Raw genomic sequence first — 26,113 nt, forward strand, 5'->3', positions numbered from 1 at the left:
AGAATATAATTAATAGTATAAAAGCAAATGAGTTGCTTAACATATTATTACAAAAATAGTAAATACTAAAATAGAGGTGATAAGTTTGAATGAAAGTCTTGTAGTTATAGTTAGGGGTATCATAGGATTTTTTTCTTTATTAATATTTACTAGGTTTCTTGGTAAACAACAAGTCAGTCAACTAACTTTATTTGAATATATATTGGGAATTACCATAGGTTCAATGGCAGCTACATTAACTACTGATCTTAGTTCCGCTGCATGGCCTCATTGGATAGGTTTACTAGTATGGACTATCCTTGTATTTTTAGTTCAAGTCCTAACGCTTAAGTATCCTAGATTGTCAGAATATATCAATGGAAGACCGCAAGTTTTAATAGTGAATGGTAAGATACTTGAAAAAAACCTAAAAAAACTTAGATATAGTCTATATGATTTATTAGAGCAATTACGGATAAATAATATTTTTGATATCAGTCAAGTTGAATTTGCAGTCCTTGAAACTAATGGGAATCTGACAGTGCTTAAGAAGTCTCAATTTCAATCTTTGACGCCAAAAGATATGAATATCTCAACTAATTATGTAGGACTTAGTACTGAACTTATATATAACGGAGTTGTTATGGGACATAATCTGAAAAAAGTCAGTCTGGATGAAAAATGGTTGGATAGTCAACTGAAAACTAGAGGAATCAAAAGCCCTCTTGAAGTATATTTGGCAATGTTAAATACTACAGGGGAATTGTATATTGATTTATACAAAGATCATTTAGATAATAGTATGGTATAATACGAAAGGAAAGTAGTTGTATGAAAAAGGCAATACTAATTATATTTACTGGTATAATTCTTGGGTTATTTATTTTGATAATGAATTCAGGCGAGTATCTTAAAAGACCTTTTGGTAATAATGATGACGTAGACTTGATGTTGCAGAATCTAGAGAAAGATATTATTACTGATAATTGGGATAAAGGTATTAATGATATTGAGGAGCTAAAAGGAGCATGGAATAAAGTGCTAAAAAGGATTCAATTTAGCGTGGAGAGAGATAATTTGATGGGTATTGATTTAAGTATTGCAAGACTTAACGGTTCAATACGAGGGAAAAATAAAGTTGAGTCTCTAATTGGATTTGAAGAACTCAAAAATTATTGGGATAATTTAGGAAAGTAGTGTGATATGAATGAAGTTTTATGAAAGTATTTCTCAGTCTTATGATAAAATATTTCCGCTGAAAGAGAGTATGGTTAAATATGTACTCAACAATATTGCTGACTGTGATAAATATAAATTACTTGATATAGGTTGTGCGACTGGTCATTTAGATGGGGCAATTGCAGAAAAAGGTATAGAAGTAGTTGGAATAGACCTTAACTCACAGATGATTGAATATGCAATAGATAATTATAGATATAAAAATCTGAAATTCTATGTCATGGATATGTTGAAGATAAATAAAATATTTGAAACCGATAGCTATGATATGGTAACTTGTTTTGGAAACACTTTAGTTCATTTAACAAATGAAAAAGAAATTTATCAAGCACTAAAAAGTATTAGGGACGTCATGAAAGATGAAGGGAAATTGTTGATACAAATATTGAATTACAGATATATATTAGATAATTCTATAAAAGAACTTCCCATTATAGAAAATCAATTCATCAAATTTGAGAGATTCTATTCAGAGCAGATAAGAGACGAAAGGTTGATATTTGAAACCAGACTGACCATTAAGAAGACAGGTGAAGTCATATCAAATGAAATTTATCTTTATCCATTACTTAAGGAACAATTGATAGGTTATCTACAAGATCTAGGGTTTGGAGATATTAAAGTATATAAGAATTTTGATAAAGAATCATATTCTTATAATCATTTACCTTTAATTGTTGAAGGAGTATTAAAGGAAAACTCTATTTAGGACAATATAAAATATTTATAGCTCCTAAACAGAGTTCTTCTTGGCTCAATAGAGATTTTTATTTGTTAGTAGCCTTATGTTTCTTTTTTTCATTATTCCTTTTTATTTCAATTATGGGTTTCCTGAATAATATATTAGATAGAGCTTTTCCATTAAATGGTATCAGAGGCCATGTGTAACGCATACCGCTAAATGTTTTCGTCGTTCCTATGATTGTTAGGATTATTATCAATCCAGCAGCAAATCCATAAATATTGAATAATCCAGTTGATAACAATAGAAATAGCCTGAACAGTCTGATGGCAAATGCGAATTCAATACTAGGAGAAGCGAATGTACATATACCTACAACTGCCATATACAAAATGGTCTCAGGTATAAACCATCCCACATCAACAGCAAATTGACTCAGTATCAAACCACCTATTATACCAAGTGAAGTGGATAGAGTATTAGGAGTATGGATTGATGCAATTCGTAACATGTCAAGACCAATTTCTAATAGTACAAATTGAATGAATATTGGAATGTTGCCTACTTCTTCCGGACCTATGAATTTTAATGTTTCTGGTAAATAAGAGGGATTCAGTGCTAATAAAAGCCAAAGTGGTGATAATATTGTCGCAATAAATATAGCAAAAAATCTTATCCATCTTATATAAGTTCCAACTACAGGATTCTGATAATAATCTTCAGAATGCTGTGTAAAATGAAAAAATGTGGTTGGAAGTAGAATGACGCTGGGTGATGTATCAACAATTATTGCAATATGTCCTTCAAGTAGATGAGCTGCAACCACGTCAGGTCTTTCTGTAAAACGGATCTGAGGAAGGGGATTATACCATTTTTTCTTAATCAAAAGTTCATCCAGTGATTTTTCTGCCATAATAAGCGATTCCACTTGAATTTTATCTATTTTTTTATTAATGTCATCAAGCAGATTTTTATCAACTAGATCAGCGATATAACCAACAGATACATCTGTTTTGGACCGTTTACCAACTGTCTTCATTTCAAATATCAATCTGGCATCTCTGACTCTTCTTCTTATTAAAGCAGTATTGAATATTATTGTTTCGACGAGACCATCCCTCGAACCTCTAGTGACTTTTTCTAGATCTGGTTCTTGAGGTCCTCTAGCAGGATAGGTTCTGGCATCAATTATTATACCTTCTGATTGGCCTTCTAATATAAGTCCTACAGCTCCTGCTAAAACTGAATTCTGCAGTACGTTATAATCAGTAAATGTCTCTACTTCAATGTAGCCGATATGGCTGGAAATCCATTCTTTCAAGTTATATATTGAAGTTTCTTTTTTGGGGAGGTTCTGAAGATTATCAAGAAGCCAAAGCATAATATCATCTTTTGCAAAACCGTCAATAAAAATAAGATAACCTTCTGTATTGCCAAACGTTAAGTTCCTCCCAATAATATCAAAACTTTTTTTGATAGGTAGAAGTCTATTGATTTCCTCTATATTTTCAGAAAGGTTTTTTACTAATTCCATATTAATCTCCTATCCTAAAAATTCTGGTTTATCAGTATGGTCAGAACGTATTGCTTTTTGAAGTATTGTAAAATCGAATTGGTCTTTATTAAGATTGAAGTCACATGGAAACTTGGTTTTGCAATTTTCACATTCAATATATTGGAATGAATCTCCATTTTCTCTGTCATCGAATTCAAAAGATAAATTATCATTATCAAGAATGTTATTGCCTATTTTGTATGAATAAGTGTATGTGGCTTGATGTTTAGCTACGAACTTATCACAATTACATATGGGACAACGTAAAGAATTATTTAGATCCACCTTAATCACTTCCTAAAGTTAGTATTATATAATAAGTATTACCATTTTTTTATTATATATGTTGTTTTAATAAAAATGATATGATGACAAAATAAAACAAAAAATGGACAAATATAAACAAGAATTTATTAAAAGATTAGTATAATATTATATTAAATTAATTGTATCTTCATATGATACATATTTGAGGAGGATTCTATAACATGAAAAACAAAAAATGGACTGTGTATATTATACATCATTCACACACAGATATAGGCTATACTGATTTGCAAGAAAGAATCATTTATACTCATGTTGATTATATTAGAACCGCAATAAAAACTATTAAAGAAGGCTATAAAAACGGAACAATTGATAAGGATTTCAAATGGAATTGTGAAACATATTATTGTGTAGAAAGATTTTTAGAAGAAGCTACGGAACAAGAAAAAAAAGATTTTTATGATTTAATAAAATCTAATAATATTGGATTATCCGCTACGTATCTTAACTTTAATGATTTAGTTGATAAGAAAGTACTTAATAAAAGAACTAAAGAGATGGTTGATAATTTTAAAGAACAGGGTATAAATGTTCAAGTAGCTATGAATGCAGATGTGAATGGAATTTCACTAGGAACATTTGATGTATTGCTAGATAATAATATTGAATTTTTATTTACTAATATTCATACACATCATGGAATGTATCCTCTTTATCAAAATCAAAAACCGTATTATTGGGAAAATAAAGAAGGTAAAAGATTATTGGTATTTAGTGGTGAGCACTATAACCTAGGTAATGCATTAGGTATAATCTATAACAAAAACATTAATTTCATGACAGAAAATTATTTTGGCAATAAACAGCTTGAAAATCATATTGATACTCTTAAACTGAATATAGATAATTATCTGGATCAATGTTCTGGAAATGGGTATGAGTATGATTTCATTCCTACATGTGTGTCGGGGGTATTTAGTGATAATGCACCACCAAATACGGATATCATTAGAACAATCAAGGCTTTTAATGAAGTGTACGGTGATGAGATCAGATTAGAAATGGTAACTGTTCAAGAATTCTATAATAAAATTAAAGACCAAGTAAAAGATGCACCAGTATATACTGGAGATTTAACGGATTGGTGGGCAAATGGAGTAGGTAGTACTCCCTATGCAGTAAAACATTATAAAGAAGCTCAGAGGATGTATCATTTATGCGATAGATTAGATGAAAATGGTGAGTTATGTAAAGAAGAATTAGTAAGAGAAGCAGAAGATAATATGTTACTGTATGCTGAACATACTTGGGGACATTCTTCTACAATTACTAATCCTTATGATACTATGGTTCAGAATTTAGACATCAGAAATATAAGTTATGCATCTAAAGCCCATGAAGCTTCAGCCAAAAATCTTAATCAGATTATGCATAAAAAAGGTGATAAACTTCGTTATTATGATTTGAACGGTAAGGTTAAAGCAATTAATCCATCCAATAGAAAATGTAGAAGTGTTGTAGAATTCTACATAGAAGTATGGAAATATGAAGGAGTAAAAGTTATCTGTGAATCAACCAGTCAGGAAATGGAAGCTCAGATATCTTCACATCCAAGAGGTGTTTTAATCAGTTTTGTAGATAATTTTGAAGCTAATGAAGTAAAAATCTATAGCTATGAAGAAGTACTTCAGAAAAAAGAAGTAGTCAATACAAGAGTAGCGTATGTTGGAGCAGAAAGAGTAAAAGATATCGTTAATGATTATGACACAGTAAGCTATAAGTTACCTAATGAGATAGAAAATGATTATTTCAAGATATCTTATGAAATAGGTAAAGGAGTAACTTCTTTTTATAACAAGATTGAGCAAATAGAAATGTTAAAAGAAGGAGACAGTGCATTCTTTACTCCTATCTATGAGAAAACGCCAGTTAAAATAGATGTATATGAAGATAGAAGACTTTTAGGTAGAAACATAAGAGGATTGAATGCTGAAAAATATATTGGAAAATTAATTGATATCAAAATTATTGATAATGGTGCAGTTTTCACCACAATTGAACTTGTTTATGAATTAGAAGGTACTTATTTTAGTTCAGTGGTTATTAAACTATATAATACATTACCTAAATTAGACTTTAAATATAAAATAGCTAAAACATTATCTACTGATATTGAAAGTATTTACCTTCCACTAACATTAAATAATCATAATGCCACAATGTATATTGATAAGAGTGATGCTATTATGAGACCGGGTATTGATCAGATACCAGGTACATGTATGGAATATTATCTTGTAGATAATGGATTAATATATGAATCTGAAGATAATATTATTTTGATTCAAACTAAAGACACACCTCTTATCTATATGGGAGAATTAAAACATCATCCAATAGTTCTTTGTGATAATAAGGAAGAGAACAATAAAAGAGATGTGTACTCATGGATTATGAATAATACATGGGAGACAAATTTTAAAATGGACTTATCAGGGATAACAGAATATTGTTACACTCTTTATCTTATTGAAACAAGTAATTCTCAAGAAAGCTTTAATAGAATGAAAGATGAAAGTTATGGAATAATCACTTTTATGATTAATGATTAAATGGTTAATATGTTTTTATTAATATTTCTAAATATATTTAGCAAAAACACTTGAAATATTTTAGATAATACATTAATATGAAACTATAAAATAATGAGTAGCAATTTAACCCATTATTATGTATATTAGTATATATTAACATAGTATAATTGAATATCTGGTCCTATATGAAAATTACGAGAGAGGCCATTATGAGGCGCCGAAGAAGCAACATAGAAATTAGCCATATTTCTATAGAATCTTTCAGGCAAAAGGATCGTAATTGGATAGGAATTCTGGAAAGCTTTTATAGCACCGAAGGAGCAATATCTATTATGATAGAATCTCTCAGGTAAATATACAGGATAAGACGGCATAATATTAAAGTGCTTTCTTATCCTTTTATTATATAAGGAAAGTTGTTTCTTGCTTTCCTTCCAGTCTAGGGAATTGTGTTAAATAATAAATTGGATATTAGAGACATGATTTCCTAGACTTATTATTATGTGTCTATATACTAATATAGCTTTGATTAAAAAAGGGAGGTTTACACATGGAACAAATTAAAAGAACAGCCTTATATGATATTCATAAGAAATATAATGGCAATATGGTAGATTTTGCTGGTTTTGAACTTCCATTATATTATGAGAACATTCTAGATGAACATAAAGCTGTTAGAACTAATGCAGGAATGTTTGATGTAAGTCATATGGGTGAAGTAGCAATTAAAGGAGAAGATGCCGAAAAGTACATACAAAATTTAGTTACCAACAATATAGAAGTAATTTCTGAGTATGGTGTCATGTATACACTTATGTGTTATGAAGATGGCGGTGTTGTCGATGATTTGTTAGTGTATAAATACAACAGTAAAGATTATTTACTTGTTATTAATGCAAGTAATATAGAACAAGATTTCAATTGGATGATAGAACAAAAAGGTAATTATGATGTAGATATCAATAATATAAGTGACAATGTAGCAGAAGTAGCATTACAAGGACCAAAGGCCCAAATGATACTTCAGAAATTGACAGAAACTGATCTATCCAATATTAAATTTTTTACATTCGATGACAATGTCATGGTTGATAATAAAAAATGTCTTGTGTCAAGAACTGGTTATACAGGAGAAGATGGTTTTGAAATATATACTTCTCTCGATAATATTGCTGATATATGGGAAGTAATAATGAAGACTGGAAAGGATGAGGGATTAAAACCTGCTGGTCTGGGATCAAGAGATACTCTTAGATTCGAAGTAGCTCTACCACTATATGGTAATGAAATTGATAAGGATATCACGCCTCTTGAAGCTTCTCTAGGCTATTTTGTTAAGCTTGATACTGATTTTGTTGGAAAAGAAGTTTTGGCTAGACAAAAAGAACAAGGTCTATCAAGAAAACTGATTGGTATCGAGTTGATTGGAAAAGGTATCGCAAGACATGGTTACGATATATTATCTAACGAAGGTGAAAAGATAGGATTTATTACAACAGGATATCAATCACCATCAGTTGGCAAATCTGTAGCTCTTGGCATAGTTGATATTGATTACACTAAAATGGGAACAGAAATTAAAGTACAGATCAGAAAAAAACAAGTTTCAGCAAAAGTAGTGAGCAAGAAATTCTATAAAAAGAATTATTCAAAATAAGGTTAAATAACTTGGTTTATTACTAATAAATATGCCTTTAAACACAGGTTGAAAAATTATCATATTATTTGAAAATAATAAATTATAGGAGGAATTACAATGAAAATAATGGAGGAATACTTTTACACAAAAAATCATGAATGGGTTAAGGTTGAAGATGATACAGCTCTAATAGGTGTAACTGATTATGCTCAACATGCTATGGGTCAGATAGTTTATGTTGAACTACCAGAAGTTGATGATGAATTCAACCAAGAAGATGCATTTAGTGTAGTTGAATCTGTAAAAGCAGCTTCGGATATCTATATGCCTGCAAGTGGAAGTGTGCTTGAGGTGAATGAAGATCTAGAAGACGAACCAGAATTGATAAATGAAGATCCATATACTAATTATATTTGTAAAATTAAATTAAGTGATAAAACAGAGATAAATAATCTTATGAATTCAAAAGAATACAGTAGCTTTTGCGATAAGTAATCAATTAAGGGGGTACACCGAATGTTTCCATATTTACCACACACAGATGAAGATATTAACAATATGTTAGATGTTATAGGGCTTCGTAGTATAGATGATCTGTTTAGTGACATTCCAGAAGACATTAGATTAAAAGAATTACTCAAGATCAATAATCCAATGAGTGAATTAGAAGTAAGTAAGTATATGAATAATATCGCTAAGAAAAATAAAAGTACTGATGAATTAGTTTGTTTCCTTGGAGCGGGTGCATACGATCATTATATTCCATCAATTATCAAGCATATAACATCTCGTTCTGAATTCTATACATCTTATACACCATATCAGGCTGAAATTAGTCAAGGTACATTACAAGCTATATTCGAATATCAAAGTATGATATGTGAATTGACAGGTATGGATGTTTCTAATGCTTCGTTATACGATGGTTCTACCGCTACAGCAGAAGGAGCATTTATGGCTTGTGCAAGCACTAGGCGAAATAAAGTAGCTGTATCTAGAACTGTAAGTCCAGGAACAAGAAAAGTACTTGAGACTTATACAAAATACAAAGGAATAGAACTTATTGAAATTGAAGAAAAAGATGGGGTTACAGATGTAGATGATTTAAGGGAAAAAATGAACAAAGAAGTGGCATGTGTAATTATTCAAAATCCCAACTTTTTTGGAATAATAGAAGATGTAAGTAAAGTAGAAAAGATTACACATGAATCGAAAGGATTATTAATGGTAAATGCTGAACCCATATCACTAGCTGTTCTAAAAAGTCCAGGTGAATATGGTGCTGATATAGTAGTGGGTGAAGGTCAGAGCCTAGGAAATCCATTGAACTTTGGAGGACCTTATCTAGGATTTATTTCGTGTACTAAGAAATTAATGAGAAAACTTCCTGGAAGAATAGTAGGAGAAACTGAAGATGTAGATGGAAAAAGAGGATTCGTATTAACCCTTCAAGCTAGAGAACAGCATATTAGACGTGACAAAGCAACTTCCAATATTACATCGAATCAAGGTTTGAATGCACTAACAGCAGCAATTTATCTTAGTGCACTAGGAAAAGAAGGATTGAAAGAAGTAGCTAATCAATGCCTTCAAAAAGCTCATTATGCAGCTGATTCATTATGTAAAACCAATAAATATGAACTTAGATTCAATAAACCATTTTTCATGGAATTTGTAGTGAAAAGCAGTATAGAGCCAGAAAAGGTTAATGAAGAACTTTTACATAAAAATATTTTAGGTGGATATGAAATCGGTAAGGATTATGATAAATACAAAGATGATATATTAGTCTGTGTAACAGAAAAAAGAACAAAAGGGGAAATCGATAATCTAGTAAGCATAATGGAGGGGATAGAATGAATGAGTATGATAAATTAATATTTGAAGTATCAAAAGTTGGTAGAAGAAGTTACAGCCTTCCAGAATGTGATGTTCCAATGAAACCTATAGATGAAATTCTAGATATAGATTGTCTAAGAGCAGAAGATGCTGATTTGCCAGAAGTAAGTGAAGTAGATGTTGTACGTCATTTTACATTATTATCCAAAAAAAATTTTGGAGTTGATACTGGATTCTATCCTCTTGGTTCGTGTACTATGAAGTATAATCCCAAGATCAATGAAGATATGGCATCACTTGATGGTTTTACGTCTGTTCACCCTTTGCAACCTGAATGTACTGTTCAAGGAGCATTAGAGTTAATGTATAACTTGCAAGAAAGTCTTCAAGAAATTACTGGTATGGCAAAAGTATCATTACAACCTGCTGCTGGTGCACAGGGAGAATTGACAGGACTTATGATAGTTAAAGCATACCATCAACATAATGGTAACTATAATAAAAATAAAATTATAATACCTGATTCCGCTCATGGAACTAACCCAGCGAGTAGTAATATGGCTGGTTTCACTCCAATAGAAATCAAGTCCACAGAAAAGGGAATAGTGGATGTAGAGGCTCTAAAAGAAGTTCTTGATGAAGATGTAGCAGGACTTATGCTTACTAATCCTAACACATTGGGATTATTTGAAAAAGATATCGTAACTATTGCGAAACTAGTTCATGAAGTAGGTGGATTGTTATATTATGACGGTGCTAATATGAATGCAAATATGGGAATAACAAGGCCTGGAGATATGGGGTTTGATATTGTTCACCTTAATTTACATAAAACATTTTCAGCACCTCATGGTGGTGGAGGTCCAGGAAGTGGACCAGTTGGTGTTGTTGATAATCTAGTTCCATTTTTACCTTTACCAATAGTTGATAGAATAGATGATAAGTATACACTTATTCGTGATTCTAAGACTTCATTAGGATCGGTTAAGAATTTCTATGGTAATTTTGGTGTTCTAGTTAAGGCATATAGTTATATATTGACCATGGGTGCTGAAGGTTTGAGAAAAGCTAGTCAATTAGCAGTACTTAATGCTAATTATATGAAAGAATGTTTGAAAGAAGATTATATACTTCCTGTGGATGAAATTTGTAAACATGAATTTGTATTAGGAGGACTTCCTGATAATGATGCACATGTTACAACATTAGATGTTGCCAAGAGACTTATGGATTATGGATATCATCCACCTACAATATACTTTCCATTAATAATTGAAAATGCTCTAATGATAGAACCAACTGAAACAGAAAGTAAAGAAACTATTGATGGTTTTATAGAAGCTCTCAAAAAAATTAAAGATGAATCTATTACTATTGGAGAAGATATGAAAGAAGCACCTCTTAGTACTCCAGTTAGAAGGCTTGATGAAGTAACAGCAGCTAGAAAACCAGTATTATGTTACAAAAAATAGCTATAGAGGAGGCGCATGAATGAAAGACATTATTATAATAGGGGGAGGACCTGGAGGTTATGTTGCAGCAATAAGAGCAGCTCAGTTGGGTGCTTATGTCACACTTATTGAAAAAGACAGTTTCGGAGGAACTTGCCTTAATAGGGGCTGTATACCTACTAAAACTTTATATAGAAGTGCTGAGATAATAAATTTGTTAGGAAGAGGACAAGAATTTGGTATAGATATAGAAGGTTATAATATCAATTATAGCAATATATTAAAAAGAAAAGATGAAGTCGTTGGCAAATTGGTTAATGGTGTTGAGAAGCTCCTACAAGATAATGACGTAGAAATTATTAAGGGAACAGCTATTATAAAAGATACAAATAAAGTAGAAGTAACTCTAGATGATGACAGTAAACAAGTTGTCGAAGGAAAAAATATAATCATAGCAACCGGTTCTATTCCAGCAAAACTTCCCATTGATGGAATGGATGAGGATGGAGTACTGACAACTAGAGAAATCTTAGAATGTGCTGATAGACCCAATGATTTAGTTATTATAGGCGGCGGAGTCGTAGGTATGGAATTTGCCAGTATCTTCAATGCGTTTGGATGTAAGGTTTCAGTTATAGAATTTCTCCCTAATATTTTGAACGGTGTAGATTCTGCCATCTCTAAAAGATTCAAATCTATGGCTAAACGAAAAAATATAGATATAATGACAAATGCAAAAGTTACTGGAATAAAAAAATGTAACAGCAGATTACAAGTAACATATGAAAGCAAGAATAAACAAAAATCAATTGAATCAGACAAGGTGTTGGTGGCAGTCGGTAGAAAGCCTAATTTAGATAATATAGGTCTAGAGAATGTTTCAATCAATTATGATAAGAAAGGCATTATCGTAGATGATAATTATGAAACTAATGTAGAAGGAATATATGCTATAGGTGATGTAAATGGTAAGTTGATGCTTGCACATGAAGCTTCACATCAAGGAATTAAAGTCGTAGAAAACATAATGCAGGTTAATGATGATATTGATTCTTTAGTCGTACCAAGTTGTATATTTGTTTTTCCAGAGATAGCATGTGTGGGAATGACAGAACAGCAAGCTAAAGAAGAAAATATTAATATAGAAACAGGTAAATTCATGTTTTCTGCTAATGGTAAAGCTATGGCTCTTGGAGAAGAAGAAGGATTCGTAAAAATAGTTGCAGATAAAGATACAGATGAAATCATAGGAGTTCATATACTCGGTCCTCATGCTTCTGATTTGATACATGAAGGTACATTAGCAATACAAAACAGACTTCATGTAAAAGATATTATAAAAACAATTCATGCACATCCTACTTTATCAGAGGCAGTTCATGAAGCCGCACTAGATGTAGATGCTAGAGGAATACATATAATGCCAAAACGTAATATAAAGTGATAATTAAAAAACGCATTAGTATATAAATCAAAATACATCCGTTAATTTATAATAATAAACGGATGTATTTTTTAACTTGTATTATAATAAGTTTACATATTAATAGTATGTTACTTAGTTATTTTTTTATCAATATAAATATAAATAAGTTAATCAAAATAATGGTATAAAAATATAAAGATTACTATTTAAATTACAAAAAATATTATTGAAATTAATTAAAAATATTTAAAAACGGCTTAGCATAGTATATACTTGCATTATAGAGGATTTCAATAACAAAAATTCAGGTGGAAATACACATATTCAATAATAGTTTTACCTTAAATACCAATTGAACTTAAATATTACTAATAGAGTTTCAAAAACCTGAATATATTATAGTATTATAAAAATTGTAATAAGTATTACTGCCAACATTATTATTTGAAAAGAGGATAATATGGATTCTATTGATATTAGTATTTTAAGACTATTGCAACAAAATGCAAGATCCACTGTATCTGATATAAGTGCCAAAATTAATCTGTCTATATCAGCTGTTAGCGATAGATTAAAAAAACTTGAATCAGGAGGCATAATCGACCAATATACGACAATAATCAATTCGGAATATCTGAATAAGACATTAACAGCGATTATGTTTATAGCTATTGATAGACCAAAATATACAGATGATTTCATTTCTTTTATTAAAAATACTGACGAGATATTAGATTGTTTATATATAGCAGGTGAATATGATTATTCTCTTAAGATTATTACTAAAGACACATATACATTAGAGCAATTGCTTAACAAAATAAAAGCTATCGACGGTATTAAAAAAACCAAAACAAATGTAGTTCTGTCAACAGTTAAAAATACACATTCAATAATACCATCTATGGAGACAGCAATTTGATAGTTCAGCTTAAGTATCTTATTGTCAATATGGTAAAAAGTTAAATGCCGATTATGACTTTTTACTGTATAATATAAATTTTTATTTTATAAGGAGGAGAAATTTATGATTATAGGTGTATTAAAGGAAATCAAAAACAATGAAAACAGAGTAGGGTTAACTCCTGCAGGTGTTAGTGCATTAGTTAAGAACGGTCATACTGTATATGTTGAAACAAAAGCAGGTATAGGCAGTGGAATTAATGACGAAGAGTATGTTGAAGCAGGTGGGGTTATAAAGGAAAAAAATACTGATATATTTGAAGAAGCAGATATTATCGTTAAGGTAAAAGAACCTCTTGAGTGTGAATATGATTTATTCAGAGAAGGTCAGACACTTTATACTTATCTTCATCTTGCTCCTAATGAGCCATTGACTAAAGCATTACTTAGAAAAAAAGTTACTGGTATAGCTTATGAAACAGTTGAAGAAGCAGATGGTTCTCTTCCATTATTAGTTCCTATGAGTGAAGTTGCAGGAAGAATGTCAACTCAAGTTGGTGCTCATCTACTTCAAAAATACAATGGCGGTAAAGGTATTCTACTTGGTGGTGTACCAGGAGTTCTACCAGCAGAAGTTGTTATAGTTGGTGGAGGAATTGTAGGTACTAATGCAGCTAAGATGGCACTAGGTCTTGGAGCTAGAGTTACAGTGCTTGATATTAATGCACATCGTCTAGCACAATTGGATGATATTTTTGGCGGAAGAATTTCAACTTTGATCTGTAATGATTTCAATGTAAGCGAAATGGTCAAAAAAGCTGATTTATTGATTGGCGCAGTATTGGTTAAGGGAGCGAAAGCACCTAAGATAGTAAAAGAAGAAATGGTCAAAACAATGAAAAAAGGTTCTGTTATAGTTGACGTTGCTATCGATCAGGGTGGTTCAATTGAAACAATCGATCATATTACAACTCATGACAATCCTTGCTATGAAAGATATGGAGTTATGCATTATAGTGTAGCCAACATGCCAGGAGCAGTTCCAAGAACTTCTACATATGCTCTTACTGGAGTAACATTACCTTATCTTGTAAAATTGGCTAACAAAGGTGTTAAAAAAGCTTTACTAGAAGATAAGAGATTAATGTTAGGACTTAACACTTATGATGGAAAAGTAACTTATAGTAATGTAGCAACAGCTTTGAATGTTGAGTATAACGATCCAGAAACTTTATTAAAATAATAAATTCATATAATGACTAGCAGCCTTAAAATAGCTGCTAGTTTTTATATAAGTGATATTATATGTTTCTATATTGTTGAAATATACGATTTCAAACTTATCTATAATGTAATAATAGGAATAATTCATTAATGAATGTTTTTATGTCATATTTTAGCAATAATATGTTATAATTAAGTAGATAAGGAGGTTGCTGTCATGCATAAAAAACCATATATAGAAAGTGATAGATTAATAATAAGACTAGCAGAAAAAGATGATCTTGTGGAAGTAGTAGATTATCATTTAAGGAACAAAGAATATCTAGCATCTTTTGAACCAAAACACGATGAGAAGTATTTTAAGAAAGAAAGATGGAAGAAAGTAAATGATATAAGTATAAAACATGCAGAAGAAGGTAAGGCTGAGAGATTTTTCATCTTCAAGAAAGATGATAATAAAAGAGTTGTAGGCACAGTTAATTTTGAATACATTAGTGGGGAACCTGAATATTCATGTTGTGTTGGATACAGTATAGATGAACACGAACAAGGTAAAGGATATATGACAGAAGCTCTAAAATTAAGTTCTGATTATATTTTAAAAGAATTCAATATCATGAGGATAGAAGGTGGCTATGACCCTGATAATGGAAAAAGTGGTAATGTAATGAGAAAAGTAGGATTTGTTGGCAGCAACTTAATAAAAAAGTATATTAGAATTAATGGAGTATGGAAAGATATTATGTTCTGCTACTTATACAATGATAACTGGAAAGAAGAATAAAGATTGGAGGTAGATTTATGGCAACATGGGGTGCACATATGAGATTAGCTGAAGAAATATTGAAAAAAAGTCACAATTTAGATGAAATAAGCTTTTTGGTTGGTAATATCGGTCCGGATTGTTGTGAACCTAATGAAGATTATACTGCTTTTACGCCACCTAAGAAAATAAGTCATTGGATGGATGATGATAAAAATATTGTAGCTGAAGATTTCTATGATACATATTTAAACAAAGAAATAGATGACAAAAAGCAAAAATCATTCTATATAGGATATTATGTCCACTTATTGACTGATATTGAATGGGGTAAGATGGTAGATAAGAAAAAGTCATATGATGAGAATTATATGAAACTAGAAAATGATAAAAAATTCATATGGACTATAAAAGAAGATTGGTATGATCTGGATCATCTATATTTTCGAGATAATCCTGATAACATCTTCAATAATTTATTCAAGAATATAAAAGATTTTCCTAACTATCTTGAGTATTATACCAAAGATAATATTCCCAAAAGAATCAAATACATAACTGATTTTTATCTTCAATCTAGTGATAATCTCGATAGAGAATATCCTTATTTGAAAAAAGAGGAGATGGATACATTTATAAATGAATCACTAGAAGTAATTGTTGATGATATAAGAGCAAAGGAACTAATATGATTTTATAAAATTATGCTTGGGGGAAGGTAAAATGGACAATGTAACAAAAGAAGTAATCATTGCTAATTTTAGACAAAGAAATATAAGCGCAGAATTTTATAATAACGTAGAAGATGTTAACAATAGGATACTTGAATTGATCCCACAAGATTGCTCCATCGGAGTAGGACATTCAACTACTTTAGAACAAATGGAGATAATGAAAAAGTTAAGTGATAGAGGAAACATAATGATAGATAAATCTTCAGCCACAAATCATGAGCAGATGAAGGTATTGAAAAAGAAAGCACTAACTGCTGATTGGTACATATCATCCAGTAATGCTGTATCCATGGATGGACAAATAGTAAATATAGACCATAGTGGTAATAGAGTAGCTTCTTTAATGTATGGACCTGATAAAGTGATTATAGTTGTTGGAGTAAATAAGATTGCTGATAATTTAGATAAAGCAATTGATAGAGCCAAAAATATTGCTGCTGTAAAAAATGCTAAAAGAGCAGGTTACAAACCACCATGTGTTTATTTGAATAAATGTGTGGACTGTACTTCGAGTGAAAGAATCTGTAATTACCTTACAGTTATTCAAGGACAGCATGATAAAGATAGATTGAGAGTACTCATAATTGATAAAGAGTTAGGGTTTTAATCAGAGATCATTTTCAGACTGTTGACAAATACAATTGTTTGTCAACAGTCTTTTGTATTTTAATGAGAATTAGAGACTTAAGTAATAGTATTATTTTTATTGTATGAACAAAAAGAACTATTTTAATTCAAATATACTATAAAAGTGATATAATGTAATAAAAAAAGAAAGAGGAGAGTTAACGAATGAAAAAAAGATTTTTTGCATTAGTTCCCATTATCGCTGTTTTTTTGATTCTGACTGGATTCACAAAAAACACTACCAAAGATGAAAGATTTTCTAATAAAATAAATGTTGATGGTGATAAAAGTATTATAATCAAAGATGTGAAACTTATGGATTATATAATAGAAGATAATTATGCTTATCTTATGGTGAATGATACATCAGGAAGTGGTCATATAGAATGTTTGAAGTATGACATGGATACTCAAGAAACAACGGTTCTATACATGAGTGAAAAGGATATCTTTACTAATGTTTATAGCCATTTTCTTAAGAAAAGACAAGATTCTTATCTAATCATTAACTTAGTAGATACAATTATTGTTATTGATACGGATAAGAATGTTGTAAAAGAAGAGATAGTATTTCCAGAAGATAAATTGTATGGAGATATCAATTATTCAGGTAATAGGCTTTGCTATTACAAGAACCGTAATCTATATTTAGCTGATACGGATTTTTCTAATGAGAAATTACTTAAAGAAGATGTTGGTGATACAGAAGATACTGTCCAACCATGTTTTTCTCATGATGATAAAAAAATAGCATATTTCAATGATTATGAAGTTGAAGTGATAGATATAAATGGAAATCTGCAAGAAAGCCTTCCAAGGGCTGCTCGTTATGTTAAATGGTCAAAAGACGATAAATCCATAATAATAGGAGCCAATGCAGGTGGTACTAAGATTGATCTTGAAAATAGAAATATATATGCAACACATCCTTTTGAAAAACAATATGTAGGATTCCATATTTTTTATTTTGAAGACCTTTCATGTGAAGTTATATACTCTGGTAATGAAGATCTATTGGCATATAAAATGAGAATATCTGATGATAGCGATGGCTGTGATGCAATTGGTATATTTGATGGAAAAAATCAATATATAATGAAAGAAGAAAGAAATCCCAGTTTGATAAGGTGGGTATCTCAAGTTGATGAAGTAGCAGTTCTATATGATAATGGTGAATATCAGGAACTTCGTATAATCAATATCAATAGTGAGGAATTTAAAATAAATAGTGATGTAGAAGACGTGAAGAAACTTGAAGAAAATCTCTATATGAATGACAATAAAACAATAATGGATAATGGACAATGGATTATTGCATACTGTTTGGGTTGTACAGTTGCATTGAATCTGGATACAGGAGAAAAAAATACTATTTCTCTTCACCAAGTAACAGATCTTCAATCATCACCTTTGAAAGAATGGAACTATACATGGGATTATGACGGTATCTATCTTACTAAATATGATGGGAAAGAAAATTACAACATAGTGAAGGCTCATATATTCGAGTTATTCCCAATTGATGATGGACTTGTTTTTGGATGTCATAATAGCATCTACTTATATGATTATAAAACTATGGAGACCAATAAAATATTATTTGGTTTTGACTATATTAATGATGTTTACAGATGGAAAAATGATGTATATATGAATATTAGTATTGATGAAGAGAATATGTTGATGGTATATCATGAAAACACAGAAAAAGTAGAAGAATTATATAGAAGCACAGATATTATCAATTGCCATGGGTTAATAAATGGTTACTTATACTTTAATAATAAAAAAATGGATTGTTCAACTAAAAAAATAATAGATTCGGATGTTCCATTGGATACATTTAGTACATTAATATCATGTAATGATAAGGTATACATAGAAAATTCTTGTATAGTTATTGGATACAGTGATGACGGACTAAGAACAATACAAAATTTCAATAAGTTAGAAGATAATAATGTACTGAGTTGGTATTATGGTGAAAAATTTCTATATGCAATCGACTGGAGAAATAAAACCTTATTTAAAGTTGATCCTGATAAATATATTGCAGTAGATAATCTTACTATTGTTGATTATGAAGAAACACAGCCATCACGTGTACATGTATATTCTATAGATGATAAGATTATAATTGATGAAGAAGGATATGATTACTATGATGAAATACAAATTATAGATGGAGAAGTTACAGTTAACTCATATAATGACAATATTGAAATTGGTGAAGATACTCTATATTTAGATAAACAAAATAGATTCGAGACAAAAAAACATTATAACGAGATAGCTTTAATTATCAAAGAAACTTTTAAGGATTATTATGAGAATGATGATTATATTGCTTATGTTAGTAACGATAATAAGTTAAAGGTGATTAATCGTAATACTATGAATGTAATATCGGTTTTTGAAGGAGATATAGGGGAAGTTCAACTACAAGATCATTACGTATATTTTAATGGCCTTGGAACAGGTATTTCACAATATGATATCTTGACTGGAGCAACAAAACAGATAGTGAAGGGCTGTATCTATAAATATATAGTTAATGATGATAGATTGTATTATATAAATAACTATTTCGACCGTTCCTTATACGTTAGTGATATTGATAAAGCAAATGAAAAATCAACTAAAATATCAGACTATGCCAATAATTTATTAGTAGTGGACAATAAAGTCTATTATATAGATTATAATAAATATTCTATACTATATAGAGTTGACCAAGATAAGGGAATATTCATGGGTATACTTGATAATAAAGATATAGATAGGATTTTTCCCTTCAGCAATGATGAAATTGCATATATGTTTAATACTTCTTTTGATATAATAAAAACTGATGTAAAACAAAAATTTGATAAGATATTGTTTGAGAATAATGATATTTGCATATTTAGAAAATATTTTGGAACAGTAAATGTTGAAGAATATAATGATCATCTAAATGATTATTATTGTGATAATGTTATCGGTTACTATGATAAAACAAATAAGAAAATATTAAAAATTGAAGATGCTATGTACATTGATAAATCACTGACATTCAATGATGATTTATATTTCATCAGTACCAGATATAATAATGATTATGATACCAGCAAATTAATGGTTGAAAAACAAGATACAAAAACTTTAGTTAAAAAACATGAAATGGATAGTGAATATGCAAGTATATTCATTTCAGATGGAGAATTTCTTGCTTATAGAAATGTTAGTGATAATAAAAATATATTATACAATATAAAGACACAGAAATCACAACAATTACATCTTGAAGTAGATGATATCATGAAAATTGATGGTGAGTATATCTATTTCTCATATTATGACTATGGCTATAAATGTAAAATTAACGATCTTAGGAGTTTTGAAAAAGTTGAATAAATAATGTAAAAAGGTTGTTCCTATTTATGAAAGAACTTATAAAATAGATGATGAAGCTGTGTTTGTTTTATAGGTTCTTTTTGATATTTATAATAACAAAAGAGAAGAATAAAAAAACTTTTTTAAATGACTTGAAAAAGTTTTGGTGTCATGTTATAATCTAGTCAATAAAAAGAAAGAACCAAAAATATTGATTAAAGACTTTTTAAACCCATTTTATAATGAAAAGGAGAAATAATTATGAGTTATTTTAAAGTAGATAGTATAAAATTTGAAGGACCACAATCCAAGAATCCCTTGGCATTCAAACATTACAATAAGGAAGAAGTTATTGCAGGCAAAAAAATGAAAGATCATCTTCGTTTTGCGATGAGTTATTGGCATACTCTAACAGCTAACGGTTCAGACCCATTTGGAGTTGGCACATATGTAAGACCTTGGGATGGACTAGAAGGAATGGAACTTGCTAAAGAAAGAGCAAAAGCTGGTTTTGAATTGATGCAAGTTCTAGGAATGGATTATTATTGTTTCCATGATATAGATGTAGCACCAGAAGGTGAAACTCTACAAGATACTTTTGATAATCTTGACGAAATGGTTGATTGTCTAGAAAAACTACAAAAAGAAACTGGTATAAAATTATTATGGGCTACATCTAACATGTTCAGTCATCCTAGATTTGTTCATGGAGCAGCTACTTCATGTAATGCTGATGTATTCGCTTACTGTGCTGCAAAAGTCAAGAAAATGTTAGAAGTGGCAAAACGTCTTGGAGCAGAGAATTATGTTTTCTGGGGTGGACGTGAAGGTTATGAAACATTACTTAATACTGATATGGGATTAGAACTTGATAACTTAGCAAGATTCTTCAAAATGGCTGTTGACTATGCAAAAGAAATAGGTTTTACTGGTCAATTCCTAATAGAACCAAAACCAAAAGAGCCAACAAAACATCAATATGATTTTGATGCAGCAACAGTACTTGCATTCTTGAGAAAATATGATTTAGACAAATATTTTAAGATGAATATAGAAGCAAATCATGCAACGCTGGCAGGACATACTTTCCATCATGAGCTTAACACTTGTAGAATTAACGATGCTCTTGGAAGTATTGATGCTAATCAAGGTGATATGTTACTTGGATGGGATACTGACCAATTCCCAACTAATGTATATGATAGTACTCTAGCAATGTATGAAGTTCTTAAAAACGGTGGTATAGCACCAGGAGGACTTAACTTTGATTCTAAGTTAAGAAGAGGATCATTTGAATTAGATGATTTATTATATGGTTATATAGCTGGTATGGATAACTTTGCAAAAGGTCTAAGAGCAGCAGCTAAATTAGTAGAAGACAAAGCTTTAGATGAATATGTTGAAAAACGTTATAGAAGTTATTCAGAAGGTATAGGTAAAGATATTGTTGATGGTAAAGTAGGTTTTGCAGAATTATCTGAATATGCATTAGGTCATGATCAGATCGTTAATGAATCAGGTCATCAAGAATTGTTAGAAACAATACTTAACGATTATATCTATAATTCATAAGATGATATGCCTTCCTATAGAATAAGTAACTAGGCTTTCCCACTTTTAATTTAATACAGATAAATAAAGGGTTATAGGTTTGGTTTGCAAAATAAAAAGATAGAAGAAATACCTATATTTTTATTCTGAAAAGCCTTTTAATGAGCTTAACTGCATAGAATATTGAAGTGGGAAAGTTGAATAAGTAATAAATAATTGCTATCTTATAATTTAGTAATTATGATATAATTCTTATATAAGACAAAGAGAAAAAGAAAAAAAGATGGTGGTTAGATGTTATTACTTAATACAGTAAATCAACAGATTATAAAAGAAACTAATAGAGCAAGAATACTGAAATTGATTAGAGCAAAAAAAGAGATTACAATTAAAGATATAGCAAAAATACTAGGAACAAGTATACCTACAGTCATATCTAATGTAAATGAATTGATTAATATAGGAATAGTGGAAGAAGGCGGAGTTGCAGAGTCTTCAGGTGGCAGAAAGCCAGTTATAATAAGAATGATACCTGAAGCTAGATTAAGCTTTGGAGTTGATATATCACCCAATAAGATTAGCATAGCCCTTATGGACCTTAATGCAACTATCTTAGAAGAAAAATCGTCAGAATATGAAACGAATAAATCTTTTGAAGGAATATTATGTATTACAAGAGAGATTATAGAATCTATAATCAAAAAAAATAATATCAAGAGAGATAAAATACTAGGAATAGGTTTTTCTTTGCCAGGTATAGTCGATGAAGAGAATTTAGTTCTGGAAATAGCACCTAACATAAATGTAAAGAACTTTGATTTCAAGCCATATGAGAAATTTTTCGGCTTTCCAGTATATATTGAAAATGAAGCTAATGATGCAGCAATAGGTGAAGCAGAACTTGGAATATCTTCTCATTATAATAATCTAGTATTCATATCAATAACAGAAGGTATCGGAACTGGAATCATTATTCAAAATCATTTATATAAGAGTACCAGTAAAAGAGCTGGAGAATTCGGCCATATGAGAATAACTGATGATGCAATAAAATGTAATTGTGGTCGTACAGGTTGTTGGGAGTTATATGCTTCCGAGACAGCATTATTGAAAAACTACAATGACAAATCATCAAGTAAAGTCAAAACCGTAAGTCAGTTCATAGGGAAAGTCGAGAATGAAGATTCTCTAGCATGTGAAGTATTCAATCAATATATTAGATATTTAGCTGTAGGTATAGAAAATGTGATACTTACCATATCTCCAGAGAAAATAATTATTGGAGGTAAGATCAGTAAATATCATGAACTGTACGAAAAAACATTGGTGGAATATATCAATAGTGAAAGTGTGTTATATCCTATTGACGAATCCATTATCGGATATTCATCATTGAAAGGACGAGCATCTATTATAGGGGCTGGTCTGCTGCCCATAAATCAGTTAATCAGGACTGGGGCTGCAACATTATAATTATGAGGTTTCTATAATATAAGAGGAGTGATCAGGTATGTTTTTAGGTGTAGACCTTGGAACATCTTCAGTTAAACTTATTGCTGTTAATGAGAATGGCGATATATTAGGAGAAAGCGTTAGGGATTATCCTATATATTATCCTAAGTTAAATTATGCAGAGCAGAATCCGGAGGATTGGTGGTCTGCAACCAAAGAGGCAATGAAAGAACTTGTGGGAAAATTAGATACAAGTTGTGATAAAATAGAGTCTATTGGTCTTAGTGGACAGATGCATGGGCTAGTTATTTTGGATGAAGACGATAATGTCCTAAGACCAGCATTATTATGGTGTGATCAGAGAACACAAAAAGAATGTGATGAGATAACAGATCATTTCGGAAAAGATAAATTAAGGGATTTAACAGCTAATAAAGCTTTAACGGGATTTACAGCCCCTAAAATCTTGTGGGTAAAGAATAATGAGCCAGAGATTTTTAATAAAATCAGTAAGATAATGTTACCAAAAGACTATATTAATTATAAGTTAACAGGTAATTTCTCAACAGATGTTTCAGATGCATCTGGTATGTTATTAGTTGATGTGAAAAATAGAAAATGGTCAAATGAAGTTCTTGAATTCTTAAGTATCAATGAAGATATGTTACCAAAACTATATGAATCATCTCAAAGTGTAGGTACTGTAAAAAAAGAACTAAAAGACGAATTGGACATTGAAAATGATATAATAGTTGCAGCAGGAGCAGGAGACCAAGCAGCAGGCGCAGTTGGAATCGGAGTGGTTGAAAGCGGAATGTTATCTGTTGCTTTAGGAACTTCAGGAGTTGTTTTTGCAGCTCATGATAAGTTTGCTGTTGATGAAGATGCCAGAGTGCATTCTTTCTGTCATGCCAATAACAAATATCATAGTATGGGAGTTATGTTGTCGGCTGCTTCATGTCTGAAATGGTGGGTTGAAGAAGTTAATAAAAACGCATCATTCGATGAATTACTAGAAGAAGCTACTAAAGTGGAACCTGGAAGTAATGGACTTGTTTTCTTACCATATCTAGTAGGAGAGAGAACACCATATCCTGATCCTAATGCAAGAGGATGTTTTATTGGATTGACAATTACTCATACAAGAGCTCATATGACTAGAGCTATCCTTGAAGGAGTATCATTTGGACTTAGGGATTCCCTAGAAATCTTGAGAGAGTTGAAAGTTCCTATCAAAGAAGTTAGAGTATATGGTGGAGGAGCTAAAAGTCAATTATGGCGTCAGATATTAGCAGATATCTTTGATTGTAATATGAATACCATCAATACTAATCAAGGTCCCGCTTTGGGAGGAGCTATTCTTGGTTGTGTAGCCGCAGATGAGAGTAAGTCTGTAGAACAGGTCTGTGGTAAACTGATAAAGGTTACTAATACTGTTGAACCAATAGCCCAAAATGTTGACAAGTATAATAAAGTCTATAAGATATATCATGAATTATATGGTACATTAAAAGGTGCTTTTAACAAGTTAAGCCAAATCTAAATAAAACATTTATTATATAATAAGCTGTCATTAATATCGTAGGAGCTTTATAGCTTTTATGGATATATTAATAGACAGCTATTTTGTTTTTTAATAAAAATAGGAAAGTTTTACTTTCCATTTCTCTGAAATCTTTTATTAGGCTTATCCTCTTTGCTCTTGACTTAGCATTGGTATAGGAGTAAAATTGTTATAATTGTATAATTATTTATATCTATTACAAATGCGTAAATAAATTACACTGATATTGACTAAAATATAATTAGGTTAGGAGTGATTCAATGAAGTTGCTTGATAGGTTAGAAAGAAAATTAGGTAGATTTGCTATTAGAAATCTAATGTTATATATTGTTGTTGCTAATGCGGTAGTTTATTTTTTTATGAGAATGTCTCCATTACGAACTACAATCAATTTAGCACTAGTTCCAGAATTAATAAAACAAGGTGAAGTATGGAGATTAATAACTTTCGTATTCTATCCACCAAATGCTAATTTGATTTTTATAGTATTCGTATTATATTTTTATTATATGATAGGAAGTACACTAGAACATGAATGGGGGAGTTTCAGATTCAATATTTACTATCTCCTAGGTGTGATAGGAACTATAGCAGGTTCATTCATTACAGATATTCCAGTAGTTAGTTCGTTCTACATCAACTTATCATTGTTTTTTGCTTTCGCTAGATTATTTCCTGATTTTCAGGTATTATTGTTTTTCATTATACCAGTAAAAATGAAATGGTTAGCATGGTTCAACTGGGCATTTTTTGGATATCAGATAATTATGGGTACTAATTCTATAAGGTTAGCGGCTGTAATGGCATTAATCAATTTCTTTATTTTCTTTGGAAAAGATATTATAACAGGAACAAAAAGTACTACCAAGAGTTTCTACAGAAAAAAACAGTATACTGCTAAAATGAATAGTGCTAAAAAAGCATATGTACACAAATGTACTGTTTGTGGAAGAACCGAATTAGATGATAAAGATTTAGAATTCAGATATTGTTCAAAATGTGACGGCTATCATGAATATTGTATGGATCATCTATATGATCATGAACATATAAAAGAAGATAAATAATTATATTAAATTAATATTATAAAGACAGTTATAGAGAATAAATTATTTTTAAAAAAGGTGGTTTATTCTTTTTTTATTCCAATCGGGAAGTTATTTCTATCTAAATTAGTAATCATTGTGATGTTAAGTTTTATCTGCTTTATGTATTTGCAAAAAAACTATAATTTATTTGAATGTAA

The 26,113-nt window shown here is 30.4% G+C and carries 21 protein-coding genes and 2 riboswitches; of the genes, 19 read left to right on the plus strand and 2 right to left on the minus strand.

Translation table 11 applies throughout. The features are described 5' to 3' along the window. Positions 1-85: 85 nt before the first annotated feature. From QMG30_RS10075 to QMG30_RS10085, 3 genes are read left to right on the plus strand one after another with little or no spacing between them, the layout of a single operon-like run. On the plus strand, positions 86-790 hold the full coding sequence (locus QMG30_RS10075) for a DUF421 domain-containing protein (RefSeq protein ID WP_281815049.1): 705 nt from the start codon (positions 86-88) through the stop codon (positions 788-790). Positions 791-810: 20 nt separating this feature from the next. Beyond that, positions 811-1,176, plus strand: a complete 366-nt coding sequence (locus QMG30_RS10080) for a DUF4363 family protein (protein ID WP_281815050.1) — start codon at positions 811-813, stop codon at positions 1,174-1,176. Positions 1,177-1,186: 10 nt separating this feature from the next. After that, entirely contained in the window at positions 1,187-1,927 is a 741-nt protein-coding gene (locus QMG30_RS10085; protein WP_281815051.1) for a class I SAM-dependent methyltransferase, read from the plus strand. 58 nt (positions 1,928-1,985) lie between these two features. Here the strand turns inward: QMG30_RS10085 and QMG30_RS10090 are convergent, their stop codons facing one another. After that, positions 1,986-3,434, minus strand: a complete 1,449-nt coding sequence (locus QMG30_RS10090) for a spore germination protein (protein WP_281815053.1) — start codon at positions 3,432-3,434, stop codon at positions 1,986-1,988. A 9-nt stretch (positions 3,435-3,443) separates the two neighbouring features. Next, positions 3,444-3,740: a hypothetical protein gene (locus QMG30_RS10095; protein ID WP_281815055.1), complete on the minus strand. Its 297-nt coding sequence runs from the start codon at positions 3,738-3,740 to the stop codon at positions 3,444-3,446. A gap of 203 nt (positions 3,741-3,943) precedes the next feature. Here QMG30_RS10095 and QMG30_RS10100 point away from each other — a divergent pair, with 203 nt between their 5' ends. From QMG30_RS10100 to QMG30_RS10175, 16 genes are all read left to right on the plus strand, one after another. Further along, positions 3,944-6,337 (plus strand): glycoside hydrolase family 38 N-terminal domain-containing protein, encoded by a 2,394-nt coding sequence (locus QMG30_RS10100; protein WP_281815056.1) that lies wholly within the window; start codon positions 3,944-3,946, stop codon positions 6,335-6,337. Between the two features lie 167 nt (positions 6,338-6,504). Further along, positions 6,505-6,606: riboswitch (glycine riboswitch) on the plus strand. Further along, positions 6,607-6,690, plus strand: a riboswitch (glycine riboswitch). Between the two features lie 179 nt (positions 6,691-6,869). Beyond that, positions 6,870-7,976, plus strand: coding sequence for a glycine cleavage system aminomethyltransferase GcvT (gene gcvT / locus QMG30_RS10105; RefSeq protein ID WP_281815058.1), 1,107 nt, complete (start codon positions 6,870-6,872; stop codon positions 7,974-7,976). Between the two features lie 99 nt (positions 7,977-8,075). Then, positions 8,076-8,453, plus strand: coding sequence for a glycine cleavage system protein GcvH (gcvH, locus tag QMG30_RS10110; RefSeq protein WP_281815059.1), 378 nt, complete (start codon positions 8,076-8,078; stop codon positions 8,451-8,453). A gap of 21 nt (positions 8,454-8,474) precedes the next feature. Next, the gene (gene gcvPA, locus QMG30_RS10115; RefSeq protein WP_281815060.1) at positions 8,475-9,818 is read left to right on the plus strand and encodes an aminomethyl-transferring glycine dehydrogenase subunit GcvPA; all 1,344 of its coding nucleotides are present in this window, start codon (positions 8,475-8,477) and stop codon (positions 9,816-9,818) included. After that, a complete protein-coding gene (gene gcvPB, locus QMG30_RS10120; protein WP_281815061.1) occupies positions 9,815-11,269 on the plus strand; it encodes an aminomethyl-transferring glycine dehydrogenase subunit GcvPB in 1,455 nt (484 codons plus the stop codon). The genes gcvPA and gcvPB overlap by 4 nt, the downstream gene beginning before the upstream one ends. Positions 11,270-11,288: 19 nt before the next feature. Continuing rightward, positions 11,289-12,692, plus strand: a complete 1,404-nt coding sequence (gene lpdA / locus QMG30_RS10125; RefSeq protein WP_281815062.1) for a dihydrolipoyl dehydrogenase — start codon at positions 11,289-11,291, stop codon at positions 12,690-12,692. A 442-nt stretch (positions 12,693-13,134) separates the two neighbouring features. Further along, complete coding sequence (locus QMG30_RS10130) at positions 13,135-13,596, plus strand: Lrp/AsnC family transcriptional regulator (RefSeq protein ID WP_281815063.1); 462 nt, start codon at positions 13,135-13,137, stop codon at positions 13,594-13,596. Positions 13,597-13,701: 105 nt separating this feature from the next. Continuing rightward, the gene (gene ald, locus QMG30_RS10135; RefSeq protein ID WP_281815064.1) at positions 13,702-14,820 is read left to right on the plus strand and encodes an alanine dehydrogenase; all 1,119 of its coding nucleotides are present in this window, start codon (positions 13,702-13,704) and stop codon (positions 14,818-14,820) included. 198 nt (positions 14,821-15,018) lie between these two features. Then, on the plus strand, positions 15,019-15,585 hold the full coding sequence (locus QMG30_RS10140; protein WP_281815066.1) for a GNAT family N-acetyltransferase: 567 nt from the start codon (positions 15,019-15,021) through the stop codon (positions 15,583-15,585). 17 nt (positions 15,586-15,602) lie between these two features. After that, positions 15,603-16,256: a hypothetical protein gene (locus tag QMG30_RS10145; RefSeq protein ID WP_281815068.1), complete on the plus strand. Its 654-nt coding sequence runs from the start codon at positions 15,603-15,605 to the stop codon at positions 16,254-16,256. Between the two features lie 31 nt (positions 16,257-16,287). Then, entirely contained in the window at positions 16,288-16,905 is a 618-nt protein-coding gene (locus QMG30_RS10150) for a lactate utilization protein (RefSeq protein ID WP_281815070.1), read from the plus strand. A 185-nt stretch (positions 16,906-17,090) separates the two neighbouring features. After that, positions 17,091-20,321 carry a hypothetical protein gene (locus tag QMG30_RS10155; protein ID WP_281815072.1) on the plus strand — a complete coding sequence of 1,077 codons (3,231 nt, stop codon included), beginning with the start codon at positions 17,091-17,093 and terminating at the stop codon, positions 20,319-20,321. A gap of 240 nt (positions 20,322-20,561) precedes the next feature. Then, on the plus strand, positions 20,562-21,872 hold the full coding sequence (gene xylA, locus QMG30_RS10160) for a xylose isomerase (RefSeq protein WP_281815074.1): 1,311 nt from the start codon (positions 20,562-20,564) through the stop codon (positions 21,870-21,872). 273 nt (positions 21,873-22,145) lie between these two features. Then, a complete protein-coding gene (locus QMG30_RS10165) occupies positions 22,146-23,324 on the plus strand; it encodes an ROK family transcriptional regulator (protein WP_281815077.1) in 1,179 nt (392 codons plus the stop codon). Positions 23,325-23,361: 37 nt separating this feature from the next. Then, positions 23,362-24,846 (plus strand): xylulokinase, encoded by a 1,485-nt coding sequence (gene xylB / locus QMG30_RS10170; protein WP_281815078.1) that lies wholly within the window; start codon positions 23,362-23,364, stop codon positions 24,844-24,846. 281 nt (positions 24,847-25,127) lie between these two features. Next, positions 25,128-25,934: a rhomboid family intramembrane serine protease gene (locus QMG30_RS10175; RefSeq protein ID WP_281815079.1), complete on the plus strand. Its 807-nt coding sequence runs from the start codon at positions 25,128-25,130 to the stop codon at positions 25,932-25,934. Positions 25,935-26,113 lie beyond the last annotated feature (179 nt).

The organism is Vallitalea longa (genome assembly GCF_027923465.1).
In the GTDB taxonomy this organism is placed as follows: Bacteria; Bacillota; Clostridia; order Lachnospirales; family Vallitaleaceae; genus Vallitalea; species Vallitalea longa.